This is a genomic window from Rhodobium gokarnense (genome assembly GCF_025961475.1).
In the GTDB taxonomy this organism is placed as follows: Bacteria; Pseudomonadota; Alphaproteobacteria; order Rhizobiales; family Rhodobiaceae; genus Rhodobium; species Rhodobium gokarnense.
Window position 1 is genome coordinate 173575 of the sequence record NZ_JAOQNS010000010.1, and the last position, 16507, is coordinate 190081.

Annotated in this window: 20 protein-coding genes; 17 read left to right on the forward strand and 3 right to left on the reverse strand. The window is 64.9% G+C overall.

Annotated elements, in window-relative coordinates:
* Window positions 1-125: 125 nt before the first annotated feature.
* From M2319_RS17085 to M2319_RS17145, 13 genes are read left to right on the forward strand one after another with little or no spacing between them, the layout of a single operon-like run.
* Window positions 126-623 carry a Na+/H+ antiporter subunit E gene (locus M2319_RS17085; RefSeq protein WP_264602672.1) on the forward strand — a complete coding sequence of 166 codons (498 nt, stop codon included), beginning with the start codon at window positions 126-128 and terminating at the stop codon, window positions 621-623.
* Window positions 616-876: a monovalent cation/H+ antiporter complex subunit F gene (locus M2319_RS17090; protein WP_264602673.1), complete on the forward strand. Its 261-nt coding sequence runs from the start codon at window positions 616-618 to the stop codon at window positions 874-876. The genes M2319_RS17085 and M2319_RS17090 overlap by 8 nt, the downstream gene beginning before the upstream one ends.
* Window positions 876-1205, forward strand: coding sequence for a monovalent cation/H(+) antiporter subunit G (mnhG, locus tag M2319_RS17095; RefSeq protein WP_264602719.1), 330 nt, complete (start codon window positions 876-878; stop codon window positions 1203-1205). The genes M2319_RS17090 and mnhG overlap by 1 nt, the downstream gene beginning before the upstream one ends.
* The gene (locus M2319_RS17100) at window positions 1202-1462 is read left to right on the forward strand and encodes a hydrogenase subunit MbhD domain-containing protein (RefSeq protein ID WP_264602674.1); all 261 of its coding nucleotides are present in this window, start codon (window positions 1202-1204) and stop codon (window positions 1460-1462) included. Before mnhG ends, M2319_RS17100 begins: the two co-directional genes overlap by 4 nt.
* Window positions 1455-2159, forward strand: a complete 705-nt coding sequence (locus M2319_RS17105; protein ID WP_264602675.1) for a Na(+)/H(+) antiporter subunit B — start codon at window positions 1455-1457, stop codon at window positions 2157-2159. Before M2319_RS17100 ends, M2319_RS17105 begins: the two co-directional genes overlap by 8 nt.
* Window positions 2156-2512: a sodium:proton antiporter gene (locus M2319_RS17110; protein WP_264602676.1), complete on the forward strand. Its 357-nt coding sequence runs from the start codon at window positions 2156-2158 to the stop codon at window positions 2510-2512. Before M2319_RS17105 ends, M2319_RS17110 begins: the two co-directional genes overlap by 4 nt.
* A complete protein-coding gene (locus tag M2319_RS17115; RefSeq protein WP_264602677.1) occupies window positions 2509-5652 on the forward strand; it encodes a proton-conducting transporter transmembrane domain-containing protein in 3144 nt (1047 codons plus the stop codon). Before M2319_RS17110 ends, M2319_RS17115 begins: the two co-directional genes overlap by 4 nt.
* Window positions 5649-6554, forward strand: coding sequence for a respiratory chain complex I subunit 1 family protein (locus tag M2319_RS17120; RefSeq protein WP_264602678.1), 906 nt, complete (start codon window positions 5649-5651; stop codon window positions 6552-6554). The genes M2319_RS17115 and M2319_RS17120 overlap by 4 nt, the downstream gene beginning before the upstream one ends.
* Before the next feature lie 10 nt (window positions 6555-6564).
* Window positions 6565-7266 carry a NuoB/complex I 20 kDa subunit family protein gene (locus M2319_RS17125; protein ID WP_264602679.1) on the forward strand — a complete coding sequence of 234 codons (702 nt, stop codon included), beginning with the start codon at window positions 6565-6567 and terminating at the stop codon, window positions 7264-7266.
* A gap of 6 nt (window positions 7267-7272) precedes the next feature.
* Window positions 7273-7806, forward strand: a complete 534-nt coding sequence (locus M2319_RS17130) for an NADH-quinone oxidoreductase subunit C (RefSeq protein WP_264602680.1) — start codon at window positions 7273-7275, stop codon at window positions 7804-7806.
* A 1-nt stretch (window position 7807) separates the two neighbouring features.
* A complete protein-coding gene (locus M2319_RS17135) occupies window positions 7808-8986 on the forward strand; it encodes an NADH-quinone oxidoreductase subunit D (RefSeq protein WP_264602681.1) in 1179 nt (392 codons plus the stop codon).
* A gap of 11 nt (window positions 8987-8997) precedes the next feature.
* A complete protein-coding gene (locus tag M2319_RS17140; RefSeq protein ID WP_264602682.1) occupies window positions 8998-10797 on the forward strand; it encodes an FAD-dependent oxidoreductase in 1800 nt (599 codons plus the stop codon).
* Window positions 10797-11294 carry a ferritin family protein gene (locus M2319_RS17145; RefSeq protein WP_264602683.1) on the forward strand — a complete coding sequence of 166 codons (498 nt, stop codon included), beginning with the start codon at window positions 10797-10799 and terminating at the stop codon, window positions 11292-11294. The genes M2319_RS17140 and M2319_RS17145 overlap by 1 nt, the downstream gene beginning before the upstream one ends.
* Window positions 11295-11303: 9 nt before the next feature.
* Here the strand turns inward: M2319_RS17145 and M2319_RS17150 are convergent, their stop codons facing one another.
* Complete coding sequence (locus M2319_RS17150) at window positions 11304-12206, reverse strand: MurR/RpiR family transcriptional regulator (RefSeq protein ID WP_264602684.1); 903 nt, start codon at window positions 12204-12206, stop codon at window positions 11304-11306.
* A 113-nt stretch (window positions 12207-12319) separates the two neighbouring features.
* Between M2319_RS17150 and M2319_RS17155 the strand changes: the two genes are divergently transcribed.
* The 4 genes from M2319_RS17155 (at window position 12320) to glnQ (ending at window position 15723) form a co-directional block, all read left to right on the forward strand.
* Window positions 12320-13312, forward strand: coding sequence for an N-carbamoyl-D-amino-acid hydrolase (locus M2319_RS17155; protein WP_264602685.1), 993 nt, complete (start codon window positions 12320-12322; stop codon window positions 13310-13312).
* Window positions 13313-13370: 58 nt separating this feature from the next.
* Complete coding sequence (gene glnH, locus M2319_RS17160) at window positions 13371-14123, forward strand: glutamine ABC transporter substrate-binding protein GlnH (protein ID WP_264602686.1); 753 nt, start codon at window positions 13371-13373, stop codon at window positions 14121-14123.
* A 167-nt stretch (window positions 14124-14290) separates the two neighbouring features.
* Window positions 14291-14947, forward strand: a complete 657-nt coding sequence (glnP, locus tag M2319_RS17165) for a glutamine ABC transporter permease GlnP (protein WP_264602720.1) — start codon at window positions 14291-14293, stop codon at window positions 14945-14947.
* Complete coding sequence (glnQ, locus tag M2319_RS17170; RefSeq protein WP_319801792.1) at window positions 14944-15723, forward strand: glutamine ABC transporter ATP-binding protein GlnQ; 780 nt, start codon at window positions 14944-14946, stop codon at window positions 15721-15723. The genes glnP and glnQ overlap by 4 nt, the downstream gene beginning before the upstream one ends.
* A gap of 18 nt (window positions 15724-15741) precedes the next feature.
* Here glnQ and M2319_RS17175 read toward each other — a convergent pair whose 3' ends face one another.
* The gene (locus M2319_RS17175; RefSeq protein WP_264602687.1) at window positions 15742-16098 is read right to left on the reverse strand and encodes an Hpt domain-containing protein; all 357 of its coding nucleotides are present in this window, start codon (window positions 16096-16098) and stop codon (window positions 15742-15744) included.
* The gene (locus M2319_RS17180; RefSeq protein ID WP_264602688.1) at window positions 16079-16507 is read right to left on the reverse strand and encodes a response regulator; all 429 of its coding nucleotides are present in this window, start codon (window positions 16505-16507) and stop codon (window positions 16079-16081) included. Before M2319_RS17180 ends, M2319_RS17175 begins: the two co-directional genes overlap by 20 nt.

Here is a 16507-nt window from a genome sequence, read left to right on the forward strand (position 1 = left end):
CCCCGTCTTTCCGCCGGTTTGCTGCTGCCCGAACTTTCGGATCTGCCGCCGTTCCCGCCCTCCTCTGGGCTTTCGGATCGGATGCGATGCGCGGCAAGAGGGGCTGCCTTCAGGGAGACGCTGCCATGGGCAGGGTGCGCAATTCGGCCGAGCTTTTCGCGACCCTGCTGCTGTTCTGGATCCTGTTGAACGGAACCCTGGCGCCCGGCACGCTCGCCGTCGGCGCCGCCGCGGCCATCGCCATCGTCCTCTTCTACACGGACGGGCTGTCGTTCCTGTCTCACTTCCGGCCGGTGCCGAAGTCCTTCACCGCTTCCGTCCTTTTCGTCTTCTATTTCCTCGGTGAGTTGGTCCGCTCCAACATCGCGCTTGCGCGGATCGTGCTGTCGCCGGAGCTGCCCATCAAGCCGGGCATCGTCAAGGTGCGCACCAGGCTGAAGAGCCCCATGGGCCGGCTGCTGCTCGCCAATTCCATCACGCTGACGCCGGGAACGCTCTCCGTCGAGCTCGCCGGCGAATGGCTCTACGTGCACTGGGTGACGGTCGACGCCACCGACAATGAGGGGGCGACGGCAAAGATCGTCGCCGGCTTCGAGCGCTATCTTGAGGTCATGTATGGTTGAGGTCCTGATCACCGTCGCCGGTGTCATCGCCGGCGCGGCCTTCTTCCTGGCGCTGGTGCGCTTCGTCAAGGGCCCGCGCGCCGTCGACCGGGTCATCGCCTTCGACGTTCTCACCATCATCGCGATCACCGGCATGGTGCTGGTGGCGCTCGTGGAAGGCCGGGTCATCTATCTCGACGTGGCGCTGGTCTATGCGCTGCTCTCCTTCCTCGGCGTCATCGTCATCGCCCGCTACCTGGAAGGGGCGTCGTGATGCTGGATCTCCTCGGCGCCATCGTGCTCGTTGCCGGCACCGTGTTCCTGCTGCTCGGCGGGCTCGGGCTCTACCGCATGCCGGACACCTTCAACCGCATCCAGGCCGGCACCAAGACGACGACCCTCGGCACGCTCCTGACCCTTGCCGGCGTCGCCCTCCTGGAACCGGCCTGGACGTTGAAGCTGCTGCTCATCGGGCTGTTCCTGCTGTTCACCAACCCGTTGTCATCCCAGGTGCTGGCGCGGTCCGCGCACCGCACGCGCGTGGCGCAGACGCATGAGGTTCAGGTCGACCGGCTCGCCGACGATACGGGAGAGACGGCATGAGCGCGTTCCTGCCCGTCATGAGCGTCGTCGTCGCGCTCGCCACCATCGGGGCGGCGTTCGTTGCCATCCGCGTTGACAGCCTGCCGGTGGCGATCCTGTCGGCCGGCGCCGTCTCGCTGTTCGCCTCGGTGCTGTTCCTGATCCTTGCCGCGCCGGACGTCGCCATGACGGAAGCCGCGATTGGCAGCGGGCTCACCACCTTCCTCTTCTTCTTCGTCCTCGGACGGGTCGGCGGCGGGGAGCAGGACAATGATTAGGCACGCGCTCGCCGTCATCTTCCTCATCGGCCTCGGCACCGTCTTTGCCGGCCTCATGCTCGGCTATACGCCCGATACCGAACTGAACCTGACAGCCCGCTACTACGCGGAGAACACGGCCAAGGACCTCGGCGCCGCCAACATCGTCACGGCGATCATCGTCACCTATCGCGGGCTCGATACCCTCGGCGAAGTGACGGTGCTGTTCCTGACGGCGGCGATCGTCGCGCTGGTGCTCGCCCAGTCGCGGCATCAGCCCGGCGCGCCGCAGCGGGTGCTGCCGCCGTCCGGCGAATTGCTGCATACCGGCAGCCGGCTCTTGGTGCCGCTGATCGTGCTCTTCGGCGTCTATGTCTTCGTCAACGGGCATCTGACGCCGGGCGGCGGCTTCCAGGGCGGCGCCATCGTCGCCTCGTCGATGCTGCTGTTGCTTTTGACCGATCCGCTGCGCCGCTTCGGCCACCGCATGATCGCGCGGGTGGAATCGCTGTCGGGGCTCACTTACGTGGCCCTCGGCGCCCTCGGCCTCGTCCTTGCCGGCGGTTTCCTCGACAACCGCATCCTGCCGCTTGGCGACTTCGGATCGCTGTTCTCGGCCGGCGCCATCCCGATCATCTATTCGCTGGTCGGCCTCAAGGTCGGGGCGGAATTCAGCTCCATGCTGGTCAATCTTTCCGAGACGGAGAAGCCGCAATGATCCTCGTTGCCATGGCGGCCGGGTTCCTGCTGATCCTGATGGGGCTCTACGGCGCGCTGACCAACCGCAACATCCTGCGCATGATCGTCGCCTTCACCATCGCCAGCACGGGGGTGAACTTGGTGCTGGTGTCGGTCGGCTACATTGCCGGGCGCACGGCGCCGATCCTCGATGCGGCCGTGCCTGTCGCTAAGGCCGCCGAGCGGATCATCGATCCCGTGCCGCAGGCGCTCGTGCTGACGGCGATCGTCATCGGCCTCGGCATCACCGCGTTGATGCTCGCCTACGCCTTCAAGCTCTACGAGACCAAACGCACGCTCGATATCTCCAAATTCACGGAGCTAAAAGGGTGAGCCCGATCCTGATCATCGCCATCGGCCTCGGCACCGCGTTCCTGCTGGCCTTCCTCGACAACCGGCTGCGCGCCACGGCCTACGCCATCACGCTTGCGGCGCTCGCAGTCATGAGCTGGATCGCCGCCGACTGGCTGCTCGCCCTGTCCTCCGGCGCCACCGGCCCGGTCGAAATCTTCACCGCCGGCACCAAGCCGCCCTTTGCCATCAATCTGCGCATGGGGCTCGCCGAGGCCGCGCTGACGCTGCTGATCACGGTCACCGGGCTCCTTGCGGCCGTCTTCCTGAAAGAGCCGATGATGCGGCTCGGGCGGCGCTCGATGGCGGTGCTCCTGATCGCCACCATGTCGTTCGCCGGCATCGTGCTCACCCGCGACATCTTCAATCTCTTCGTCTTCTTTGAGCTCGCCGTCATCTCCACCGGTGGGCTGGTACTTCTCTCCGACGACGCCCGCGCGCTGTCTGCCGGCTTCAAATATCTGATCGTCTCGCAGGTGATCTCGATCCTGCTCCTTATCGGCATCATCTTCCTCTACCACGCCGGCGGATCGCTCAATATCGACGACCTCGCCGCGGCGTCCGCCGCCGGCAACTCGACGGTGCTCGTCAAGTCCGGCGCGCTCGCCTTCTTCCTGCTCTTCATTGCCCTCGTTGCCGAACTGAAGCCGTTCCCGGCGAATGGCTGGGCGCTCGATATCTACGAGTCCGCCCATCCGGCGTTCTCCGCGATCTTTTCGGCCGCCGCCGGTGCGGCGTCCCTCTATGCCGTCGACAAGGCGCTCCTCATCGGCGGGCCGGCCTGGCTGCCGGTGGCGACCGCCATCGGGCTTTCCACCTTCGTCGCCGCCAACGTTTTGGCGCTGTCCCAGACCAGCGACCGGCGGCTTCTCGGCTATTCGTCGGTGGCGCAGATCGGTCTTGTCTTCGCCGTCATCGGCCAAAAGGAACTCCTTGGCGACCAGTATCTGTTCATCGCCGGCGGTATCCTCCTTGCCCATGCCGTTGCCAAGGCCGGGCTCTACTGGCTCTCCGGCACGCTGCCGGAGCGCGCGCTGACCTCCTGGGCCGAGCTGAAGCACCATCCGGTGCTGCTCTTTGCCTTTGCCTCCTTCGTTGCCATGCTGGTCGGTCTGCCGCCGTTCCCGGGCTTCTACGCCAAGTGGCAGCTCGCCCACGCGCTCGCCGCCGACGGCCGCTACCTGGTGCTCGGGCTGATCCTGCTCGGCGCCCTCATCGAGGCCGGCTACCTGTTCCGCTGGTTCGGCTATGCCCTGAAACGCGAGGCGCCGGCGCAGCAGGTCGACCTGTCGCTGCACAAGATCGGTGTGGTGCTGGTCGCCGTCGCCGCCGGTTGGGGCCTCGGTTACCTCTGGGGCGACCTTTCCGGCCTCGGCAATGTGCTGACGGCGCTGCCGCTGCTCTTCGCGCTCGCCTTCCTTGCGCTGGACTGGCTGCCGGCGAAGGTCAAGAACGCGATTGCGATTGCCGGCCTCGTCGCCTGGTTTTTTGTCAGCTACCCGGACTACGACCCGCTGCGGCTCATCTTCGGCGTCATCATCCTGATCGGCGGCGCGGTCATCCTGCTGGCAAGCTTCGAGACGCACGGCCGCCGCGTCGGCTTCTATCCGTCGGCGATGCTGATGTATGCCGGGCTCGCCATGCTGATCGTCGCGCAGAACTCGTTCGCGTTCTTCGCGGCCTGGGAAATCCTCACCCTCGGCTCCTATTTCCTGATCCTGAGGGGAAAGAAATCCGAGCCGCATGCGCTCTCCTACGTCGTCTTTTCGCTCGGCGGCGCCTTTGCGATCCTCGCCGGCTTTGCGCTCGCGGCACAGGGCGTCCAGCCCTTCGCGCTCGCAAATCTTGCGGACGTCTCGGCGACCTTTGCGCCCTACGTCTTCATCCTCCTTGCCGCCGGCTTCATGACCAAGACGGCGGCCATCGGGCTCCATATCTGGCTACCGGGCGCGCATGCCGAGGCCGAGACGGACGTCTCGCCGATGGTTTCCGGCATCCTGTTGAAGGCCGGGCTCTACGGCTTCTTCATTCTCCTGATGACCATGGGCAAGACGGAGTTCTACGGCGTCGAACTGACCTATGTGCTGCTGTGGATCGGCGCGCTGTCGGCGCTGCTCGGCAATCTGATGGCGATCTTCCAGGAGGACGCCAAGCGGCTGCTTGCCTATTCCTCCATCGGCCAGATGGGCTATGCGCTCTTCGGCCTTGCGCTGATGAACCATCTCGGCTGGCTGATGGCGCTGATGTTCGTCATCAACCACTATGTCTACAAGTCGATGCTGTTCCTGTCCGTCGGCGGCATCGCCAAACGCACCGGCACCAAGCTGATGTACCGGATGGGCGGGCTCATCACCCTGATGCCGCTCTCCTTCATCGCCGTTCTCGTCGGCATCATCGCCATGTCCGGCGTGCCGCCGCTCTCCGGCTTCGGCGGCAGGTGGATCTTCTACAACGCCATCATGAGTTCCGACGACCGGCTGCCGATGGTCGTCATCTTCCTCTCCGGCCCGATCGCCTTCCTCTACCTCTTCCGGCTGATCCACACGATCTTCCTCGGCCAGCTCAAGGACGAGCACCGGCGCCTGAAGGAGGCTCCGTTCTGGATCATCCTGCCGCAGATGCTGTTCGTGGCTTTTCTCATCGGCTTTGCGATCTTCCCGGGCCTGGCGCTGCGCCGCGTCGATGCCTATCTCGGCACGTTTTTCCCCAACCACGGCCTTGCCTGGGAGGGCCTGACGATCACCAGCGAGTACGGCTACTGGAGCCCGGTCTCCATCATGATCGTCGTCGCCGCCATCTTCGTCGTGCTCCTTGCCTGGCTCGTCTTCCTCAACCACAAGGCCCAGAAGGTGAAGCAGTTCAACATCGTCTTTGCGGCGGAACGACCCTATCGCCCCGAAACCACCCATTTCGCCTGGAATTTCTTTGCGCCCTACCGCAAGGCGATGGGCTTTCTGACCGAGCCGCTGGTCACCCGCTTCTGGGGCGGCATCACCGGCACGCTGCACGGCACGGCGGAGCTGACCCGGCGGTTCTATACCGGTGACGGTCAGGTCTACGCCTTCCACTTCGTCGGCTTCGTCGTCATCGTCTACCTGCTCTCCATGGGGGTGCGGCCATGACCTTCGAATGGATGAAGATCCCCTTCGCCCTCCTGACGCTCTTCATCGTCGTCAATTACGGGCTGCTCTTGACCGCCTTGATGCAGAAGATCGCGGCCCGGGTCGGCGGGCGCCACGGCATCCCGATCTACCAGAACTACATCGACCTTCTGAAGAACTACGCGCTGAGGAGCGCCATCACCCACGGCTTCATGTTCTATCTCGGCCCGGTGTTCCGGCTGACCGGCGGCGTCGGCCTGCTTCTCTTCGTGCCGATCATCTACGGCTCGCCGATGTTCTCCAACATGTCGTTCGCCGGCGATCTGATCCTTGCGCTCTATTTCATCTTCTTCGGCTCGCTCGGCATGGCGCTCGGCGCCGGCGAGAGCGGCCATCCCTATTCGGCGATCGGCGTCACCAGAGGCCTCTCGCAAGTCACCATGGCCGAACTGCCGCTGGCACTCGCGGTCTTTGCCGTTGCCGTTCAGTACCAGACGCTGTCGATCACCGAGATCGTCGCGGCCCAGCAGGGCGGGTTCCTGCACTGGACGCTCTTCACCAATCCGCTGGCGGTGATCGCCGCCATGCTCTCCTTCCTCGGCTCCATGATGCGCCCGCCCTTCGACGTGGTGCTGGCGCCGCAGGAAATCCCGATCGGGCCGCCGACCGAATACCACTCGGCCTATCTGGCGCTGATGCAGACCAACCGGGTGATCTTCCCGATCGCCAAGATCGTCATCTTCATGAACCTCTTTTTCGGCGGCGCGTCGAACTGGCCGGTCTTCTTCGTCAAGGTCTTCGCGATCTACATGGTCTCGGTGCTGGTCGGCGTCGTCTTTCCGCGCTTCCGGGTCGAGCAGTCGATCCGCTGGTTCATGGTCTGGGCCGTGCCGATCGGCATCGCCGCCATTCTCATCGTCTGAGGGGACAACGATGGAAGCCTTCGTCAAACCGGGCGAGAAGAACCGCCTGAAGGAGCGGCCCGAGCGGCCCGCCAAGGAAGAGCTGCAGCCGCGTGTGGTGACGACGCCGGACGGCCAGGAGATCACCGTCGAGCCGCTGAAGGACTACTATTGCGAGGCGCCGCCGAAGGTCCATCCGCCGGCCTATTTCAAGATCGTTGAAGACCTCTTCAACTGGGCGCGGGCGGAATCCATCTGGATCCTCGGCTTCGGCACCGGCTGCGGGGCCATCGAGATGCGGCCGCTGATGACGCCGCGCTTCGATGCCTATCGCTACGGCATCCAGTGGCGGCCGACGCCGCGCCAGGCCAACCTCTTCGTCATCTCCGGCTATCTCTCGGTGAAGACCCTGAAGCGCGCGATCCGCTCCTACGAGCAGATGCAGAACCCGAAATACGTCGTTGGCCTCGGCTCCTGCACCATCAATGGCGGCATGTACTGGGACAGCTACAACACCATCAAGCGGCTCGACCGCTACCTGCCGGTCGACCTCTACATCACCGGCTGCATGCCGCGGCCGGAGGCGCTGCTCGCCGGCTTCCTGGAATTGAAGAAGATCATCAAGGCCGGCAAGGGCGAGGGCGCCAACCGCTATGCGGAGAACTTCGCCTGGTACAAGGCCAACCAGAAGCAGGTGATCCACGACTGGGACATGCCGGACTATAGCTGGTAACGCGCCATGAAAGACCTCATCGACCGGCTGGGCACGCTTTTCACGCTCGGCGACATCACCGAAAAGCGCGACGACCTTGCCTTCGTCTCCGTCGCGCCGGACCTCCTTCGCGCCGTCATCACCCATTTGCGTGACGTGGAGGGTTTTTCTCATCTGGTGCTTTTGACCGCCGTCGACTGGATCGAGGGCGGCCGGTTCCAGCTCACCTATCTGGTCAACAACCGCACAAAGGCCTGCGATATCGGCCTTCGCGTCTTCATCGACCGCGAGGAGGCGACGATGGCGGGCATCCACGACCTCTGGCCGACGGCGGCGACCTACCAGCGCGAACTGAAGGAGATGTTCGGCATCGACTTTCCGGGGAGCCCGCGCATCGACGAGGAGTTCATCCTGGAAGGCTGGACCGACATCCCGCCCTACCGGCGCGACTTCGACACTAAGAAATACGCCGAGGAGACCTACTTCCATCGGCCGGGCCGGGAGACCTTCGATCCGGCGACGCACATGAAAGACAAACTCTATCCGGGCGAGGCCTCCTGAGATGGCGCTTTTCGAACTCGACCGCAGCCAATATCCGGAAACGAGAGCCGACGGCAGTCTCGACATCGACCTTACCTCCGGCAAATACCTGAAGCTCTGGCAGGGGCCGCAGCACCCCGGCATCACCGGCAATATGTCGGTGGAGCTGACCGTGTGCGGCGACGAGGTCGTCGAGGGGCGGACCCATGTGGGCTATCTGCATCGCGGCTTCGAGAAACTCATGGAGCGGCGCACCTTCATCCAGTGCTTCCCGATCGTCTGCCGCATCTGCGTGCCGGAGCCGGACTTCAACGAATATTGCTACGCTGCGGCCGTCGAGGAACTGGCGGGCCTGGAAGTGCCGGAACGGGCGCACTGGATCCGCACGCTGATCCTGGAGATGGGCCGCATCAACAGCTACATGATGTATCTCGGCGGTCAGGCCGGCGCCTTCGGCATGGGCGTCATCGGCCAGTGGGCGACCTATGTCCGCGACCTGATGCTCGACCGGTTCGAGGAAATGACCGGGGCGCGCATCTACCACATGTTCATCCTGCCCGGCGGCGTCCGCGACGGCCTGCCGGAAGGCTTTGCAGTGCGCATGGAGGAAACGCTTCAAGAGGTCGAACGGGCCCTGAAAGACATCAACGACGTGATGTACTGCAATGCCGTCTTCAAGAAGCGCACGGTCGGGGTCGGCGTCATAGAGCCGGAGATGATCGAGCCCTACGGCGTCACCGGCCCGAACGCGCGGGCGGCGGGCGTTGCCAAGGACGTGCGCAAGGACCAGCCCTATCTGGTCTATCCGGAACTCGACTTCGAGCCGGTCGTCGGAAAAGTCTCCGACATCTACACGAGGGCCGACGTCCGCCGCCGCGACGTCCACGTCTCCATCGACCTGATCCGGCAGATTCTTTCAAAAATGCCGAAGGACGGGCCGGTGATGTCGAGGCTCCCGAACGTCCTCAACTGGAAGATCCCGCAAGGCGAGACCTATATCCGCGGCGAGTGCTCGCGCGGCGAATACGGCTACTATCTCGTCACCGACGGCTCCGGCTATCCGCGCCGGGTCAATGTGCGCGGGCCGTCCTACACCCACGCGATGGCCTTGCTCGAAAAGCTGATCGTCAACGCCAACATTTCCGACGTCGCCGGGCTGATGGTGTCGCTGCACACCTATCCGCCAGAAATCGAGCGCTAGGGGAGGGCAACATGACCGTTCAGGACGTCCTTTCCCCCTTCACCGCCTGGAAGAACCTCTTTCGCGATCCGGTCACCGTGCGCGATCCCCTGACCGAGCGGCCGGGGGCGGCGCGCTATCGCGGCTTTCACAAGAACGACGTTGCGGAGTGCATCGGCTGCGGCACCTGCGAGGCGATCTGCCAGAACGCGGCCATCGACATGGTGCCGGTCGAGGGCATCGAGACGAAAGAGGGCGATTCCGGCCTCAGGCCGCAGATCGACTATGGCCGCTGCTGCTGGTGCGCGCTCTGTGTCGACGTCTGCATGACCGGCTCGCTGACCATGTCGAACGAATATACCTGGATCGACAGCGACCCGGACGCGTTCCGCTTCGTCCCGGGCGTGGACCACAAGTCCTGGGACGACGCAGACCTCGGTTATCACCGGCCGGACGGCCATCGGCTGACGCCGCCGGAGCGCATCGTCATGCGCGAGATGGACCCGGAGCGGCGGATCGGGAACTTCGAGGAGATCGTCGACGGCTATTCGGTAGATGAGGCACGGGCGGAGGCGGAGCGCTGCGTCGCCTGCGGGCTCTGCGTTGCCACCTGCCCGGCGCACATGTCGATCCCGGACTATATCGCCACCATCCGCGAGGGCGACTACGAGGCGGGGCTGAAGCTTCTTTACGAGACCAACCCGTTCAGCCAGGTCTGCGGCCGGGTCTGCACCCACAAATGCGAGACCGTCTGCGCCGTCCACCACGAGGGCGATCCGATCGCCATCCGCTGGCTGAAGCGCCACGTCACCGACCACGTCGACCGCGACCGCTTTGTGGACATCATCGGCCGGCCGGCGGGCGAGACCGGCCACAAGGTGGCCATCGTCGGCGCCGGCCCGGCGGGGCTCACGGCGGCCTTCGACCTTGCCCGCATGGGTCATGCGGTCACCGTCTTCGAAGCGCGCAAGCACCCCGGCGGCATGACCCGCTACGGCATCCCGGAATACCGGCTGCCCTATGACGCGCTCGATGCCGATGTGGATGTGATCCGGGCGATGGGCGTTACGATCGAATGCGACACGCCGATCGGCGACAAGGTCACGATGGCGACGCTTGAAAAGGACTTCGACACGGTGCTCGTCGCCATCGGCCTCCATCTCGGCCGTTCGACCCGCATTCCGGGCTCCGACCGTCCGAAGGTCGCCAAGGCCGTCGACCTCCTGCGCGCCATCACCGACGGCGAGACCATCGACGTGCCGAAGACCGCCGTCGTCATCGGCGGCGGCAACGTCGCCATGGACATCGCCCGCAGCCTCGCCCGGCTGCAGAAGCAGACCTATGGCGAAGTCGGCATGACGGTGACGGCGCTGGAGGACTTTTCGCACTTCCTCGCCGATCCGGAGGAGGTGAAGGAATCCTTCGAAGAGGGGATCGAGATTTTTGACGCCCGCGGCCCGCAAGAGGTGCTGGTCGACGAGGCCGGCAACGTCACGGGCCTGAAGACCTGGAAGGTCGTTTCCATCTTCGACGACAAGGGCCGCTTCGCACCGACCTATGACGAGGGCGACGAGCGCATCCACGCTGGCGAGATGGTGATCGAGGCCATCGGCCAGGCGGCGGACGTCGCGCTCCTCGGCGAAGACCTCACCGAAAAGCTGGAATGGAACCGCGGCCGCATCGCCGTCGATGCCGACGGGCGGACCTCCGAGCCGTGGCTGTGGGCCGCCGGCGACTGCGTCAACGGCCCGGACGTCGTCCACGCCGTTGCCGACGGCCACCGGGTGGCGGCGAGCATGGATGCGGTCCTCAAGGCAAAGGAGCTGTCGTGATGCCGGAAGGACGCGGCTACCAGCGGCTGAAGCCGCTCACCAACCTCAAGGACATCCTCGACGTGGCGACGGAGTTCGAGCGCACGGCGCGGGATTTCTACAAGGACCTCGTTCCGAAGGTCTCCAAGAACATCCGCTATCTGGTGGAGGAACTGGCCGAAGAGGAGCAGGAGCATTTTGATCTCTTTGCGGACCTCGCCAAACGCGACGACCTCGGCGACCTCGTCAGGCAAGAGATCGAGCGGCCGGCGAGCGACCGGAAATTCTCCGACTGCGTGCACCTTCCCGACCTCGGCGAGAAGCCGGACGACCAGGCGGTGCTGCAATACGCGCTCATGCGCGAGCATGCGGCGATGGAGCAGTACACGGTGCTGGCGGACCGCACGCCGCCGGGGCCGGTGCACGACCTTTTCCGGTTCCTCGCCAACGAAGAGACCAAGCACAAGAACGAGCTTGAGGCGATCTATTACGAGATCGTCCACAGCGGCGGGGTGTGAGCCGAAGCCTCAGATATCCCCGAGCGCGTCGTGGAGGTCCTCGACCTCTTCCAGATGCTTCCGCGCCTTGCCGCCGAGCGCCTCGCCGACCTGTGTGACGAGGTAATTCAACAGGCTGATGCCGGCGGCGTAGGAATCGAACATGCCGGCGCCGCGGTTCTGGCAGCGCAGCGTGATGTCGGCCGGCAGTTCCGTGCCGGGTGCCGTCTTGTCGGTGATCAGGACGGTCGGGATACCGCGCGCCGATAGCAGCGCCAGGATGCCGGAGAGCATGCGCGGCCAGCGCCGGAACCCGACCACCAGCACCAGATCGTTTTTGCCGATGCCGGCCATGTCCTCGGCGAGGTCGAAGGCCTGGCTCGGCATCTGGCGGATGCCGCCGCGCACGTTGAGGAGGAGCCCGCGGGCGTAGTGGGCGAGGGCGAAGCTGTTCCTGAACCCGACGACCCAGACCGTTTGCGCCGTCGCCAGCCGTTCCACGGCGGCGGCGATGTCGGCCTCTGACAAGAAGGAGCGGGTGGCGCTCAGATTGTCGATGTCGCGTTGGAAATGGTCGGCGAGCGCCGAGGCCGGTTCCGGGCGCGCTTCCGGCTCCTTCGCGGCGTGGCTGTCGTCGTAGAGCGGAGAGCCCCAGTGCGGCGTCTCGCGGGCCTCGATGCGGGCCGCTTCGTAGCTGTCGTAGCCGAGCCGGCGAAAGAAGCGCGCCGCGGTCGCCTTGGAAACGTCCGCCATGCGGGCGAGCTCGGCGGCGGAATAGCTGGCAAAGCTGCCGCGGCATTCCAGCACGGCGTCGGCGAGGCGCTTCTGGGTGTCGGGCAGCTCCGAATAGACGTCGAAGATGCGGTAGTCGATGCGCCGCGGCGGGCCGACGTCTCTGTTTTCCTGTGCCCGTGAGGGGCCCTCTGAAACCATCGTTTCTTTTGCCTTTGACTCATGGAACGTTTGCGTCATACAGTGCCCAAACGATGAGCGCAATTTAATCTGTCTATAAATTGTGCACCAGCAATCACAGCCGGGGTTGAAGCTTGTCGAGGATCGTCCGCGTCGCCGCCGCCCAGATGGGCCCGGTCTCCAAGAATGACGCAAAGCAGAAGACGGTCGCAAGGATGGTCGCGCTGATGCGCGAGGCCCACGCCCTCGGCGCCGACCTCGTCGTCTTCCCGGAACTGGCGCTGACCGCCTTCTTCACCAAGTGGTACATCGCCGACGAGGCGGAGCTGGAAGCCACCTATTTCGAGACGGAGATGCCGGGCGACGTCACGCGGCCGCTGTTTGAGACGGCTGCGCAACTCGGCATCGGCTTCCACCTCGGCTATGCCGAGATCGCCCATGAGGGTGGCCGCAAACGGCGCTACAACACGGCGATCGTCGTCGACCGCACCGGCCGCATCGTCCACAAATACCGCAAGGTGCACCTGCCGGGCCACGAGGACTACCGGCCGGACTACCCGATCCAGGACCTTGAGAAGATGTATTTCGAGGTCGGCGACAAGGGGTTCCGCGCCTTCCGCCACGAGGGCGGCGTCTTCGGCGTCATCATCTGCAACGACCGGCGCTGGCCGGAGAGCTACCGCGTGCTCGGCCTGCAGGGCGCGGAGATGATCCTGTGCGGCTACAACACCTGCGTTCATAATCCGATGGCGCCGGAGCACGACCATCTCGCCAATTTCCACAATCACCTGCCGATGCAGGCCGGCGCCTACCAGAACGGGACCTGGGTCGTCGGCGTTGCCAAGGCCGGCATCGAGGACGGCTGGGCAATGGTCGGCCAGAGCGCGATCATCTCGCCGACCGGCGAGGTCGTCGCCATGTGTTCCACCGACGGCGACGAGATCGCCTTTAGCCGCTGCGACCTCGACCTGACGCGGCGATCCAAGACCGCCGTCTTCGATTTCGCCCGCCACCGGCGGCCCGAACACTATGCGCTGATCACATCCACGGCCGGTGCCGTTGAGCCTCCGGACCCGGAGCCGGCGCCTGCCAACGAGAACCGGCCGCTGACGAAGCCGGACCTTTAAGACCGGAGGACCGAGCCGGTCCTCTTATCGCCGAACGAACCACAGGAGAACCATCCGGATGCTGAAGAACCTTCTATCCCGCTCCCGTACCGCCCTTGCCGCGGCCGCGCTTTCCGCGACGATGATCGGCGGCGCTGCGGCGGCCGACATCTCGGTCGCCACCGACACCGCCTTCGTGCCGTTCGAGTTCAGCAAGGACGGCGAATATGTCGGCTTCGACATCGACATGATCGACGAGCTGACCAAGCGCATCGGCATCACCTACGAGCTGAAGCCGATGGACTTCAACGGCATCATCCCGGCGCTGCAGACCGGCAATATCGACATGGCGATCGCCGGCATGACCATCAAGGCGGAGCGCGAGAAGGCGATCGACTTCTCCCACCCCTACTACAACACCTCGGTGCTGATGATGGTCCGCTCCGAGACCAACGACATCAACGCGCCGGAAGACATGAAGGGCAAGATCGTTGCCGTGAAGACCGGCACCACAAGCGTCGACATCGCCAAGAAGTTCGGCGCCGGCGAGATCAAGCAGTTCCCGAACATCGACGGCGCCTATCTGGAGGTCCGGTCCGGCAATGCCGACGTCACCCTCTACGACGCCCCGAACATCCTCTACTACATCAAGACCGCCGGCGGCGACGCCATGAAGGCGGTCGGGCCGGAGATGGAAGCCCAGACCTACGGCATGGCGTTCCCGGCCGGCAGCGAGCTGCGCGAGAAGTTCAACATCGCGCTCCTGGAGATCATCGAGGACGGCACCTACGCCACGATCTACAAGAAGTGGTTCGGCAAGGACCCTTCGTAAGGTAGCCTCGACCGGCGGCGGTCCTTGCCGCCGCCGGCCTTTTTTGGCCGCGCGTCCCAGAAGGGTCCCGGCCCGACGCCCTGACCCGATACCCACCGGCCGGCCCGGCGCTAGCCTCCCCTTGCGGCGCCCCGCGCGGTCCGATGCTCCTTTCCGGCGAGGTGCCGATGGATTTCCAGTTCGACGTTGTCGTTGACTCGATCCCCGTCCTGATGGAGGGGCTGGCGCTGACGCTGCAGATCACCTTCCTCGGGCTGATCGGCGGCATCGCGCTCGGCGTGCTTGCCGGCCTTGCCAGGGTCTACGGCAACTTTCTCATCAACGGCATTGCCATGATCTACATCGAGACCATCCGCGGCACGCCGCTGGTGGTCCAGGTCATGTTCATCTATTTCGCGCTGCCGCTGGCGACCGGCCTTCGGGTCGCGGCGCTCTATGCGGCGATCTTTGCCATCGTGCTCAACTCCGGCGCCTATATCGCGGAGATCGTGCGCGGCGCGGTGCTGTCCATCAGCAAGGGGCTGATCGAGGCCGGCAAGGCGCTCGGCATCAGCTCCTGGCAGAACATCGCCTATATCGTCGGCCCGCTGGCGTTCCGGCGCATGGTGCCGCCGCTCGGCAACCAGGTGATCATCAGCCTGAAGGACACGTCGCTGTTCATCGTCATCGGCGTCGGCGAACTGACCCGCCAGGGCCAGGAGATCATCGCCACCAATTTCCGGGCGCTGGAAGTGTGGACCTCCGTGGCGCTGATCTATCTCGCCGTCACCACCATCCTCGCCTATCTGCTGCGGCTGCTCGAAAGGCGGATCCGGATCCTATGACCGATACCAAGACGACCACCGAGGCCGGCAACGGCGCCAAGATGAAGGGCCTGGTGCGCTTCCAGCACGTCGACAAGAATTTCGGCGAGGTCAAGGTCCTCAAAGACATCGAACTGACCATCGACCAGGGCGAGGTGGTTGTCATCGTCGGGCCGTCCGGCTCCGGCAAGTCGACGCTGCTTCGCTGCATCAACGGGCTGGAGACGATCAGCGCCGGCCGGCTCATCATCGAGAACCAGTTCGACATGTCGGACCCGAAGACGGATCTTCGCAAGGTGCGGGTCGAGGCGGGCATGGTGTTCCAGCAGTTCAACCTCTTCCCGCACATGACGGCGCGCGAGAACGTCGCCTTCGGCGCACGGCGCGCCCGCGGCAAGGCCAAGGACGAGGCGCTCGCCAGGGCCGACGAGCTGCTCGCCCGGGTCGGGCTTGCCGACCGCGGCGGCCACTATCCGGACGAGCTTTCCGGCGGCCAGCAGCAGCGGGTGGCGATCGCCCGGGCGCTTGCCGTCGGGCCGAAGCTGATGCTGTTCGACGAGCCGACCTCGGCGCTTGATCCGGAGCTGCGCGGCGAGGTGCTGGGCGTGATGCGGGCGCTGGCGCTGGAGGGCATGACGATGATCGTCGTCACCCACGAGATGGCGTTCGCCAACAGCGTCGGCACGCGGCTGATCTTCATGGATGACGGTCGCATCGCCCATGACGGCGATCCGGCGGAGATGTTCGCCAATCCGCCGTCCGACCGGTTCCGCGACTTCATGAAGGACGTCGCCTGAGCGGCGGCGGCCGGTCGGTCAGATCTGCATGTTGTAGAGCGCGGAATCCTGCGGCGAGGCGGAGTTGATCAGCCGGTTGAGGCAGGACAGGTGGTCTTGAATTCCCTCCTGCTCTTCGTGGCTCAGGGCGTTGGCCTCCGGGTTGATGCCCCTCAGATAGTGCTCCAGCAGCGAAGCGGCGGCGCTGATGCTGGAAAAGCCGAGCGATCCGCTGCTGCCCTTGATCTTATGCGACAGGCCGATGGCCTCGGCGACGACCGGGCCCGGAATGGCGCCCGGCGCATCGAGCCGCGCCAGGCACTGGCTGATGTCCTCAAGCTCCACCGTCAGCGTCAGGCAGTGGCGGCTGATCAGTTCACGCAGTTCTTTCTGCATGGTCTCGGACTCCTTGGTCCCGCGGTACCCGCATGTTCCAGATGTCCTTCAGTTCACTGGACAGCGTCATCGGATCGAACGGCTTGGGGATGACGGACAGGACACCCAGTTCCAGGAACGCGGCGATTTCGTGACGCTGCGCCTTGGCCGTCATGAAGACGACCGGGATGTCGGCGAGCTCCGGTATTTCGCGCAGCTTGGCGAGGGTTTCCGTGCCGTCCATGCCCGGCATCATGACGTCGAGCAGGATCAGGTCGGGACGGAATTCTGGCGTCTTCCTCAGCGCATCGAAGCCGTCGACGCAGACATCGAGCTCGAAGCCGCCGATCTGGGTCAGGGCGAGTTCTGCGACGGCCCGGATGTCGGGCTCGTCCTCCACATAGGTGATGCGTTTCAATTCGTCGCTCAT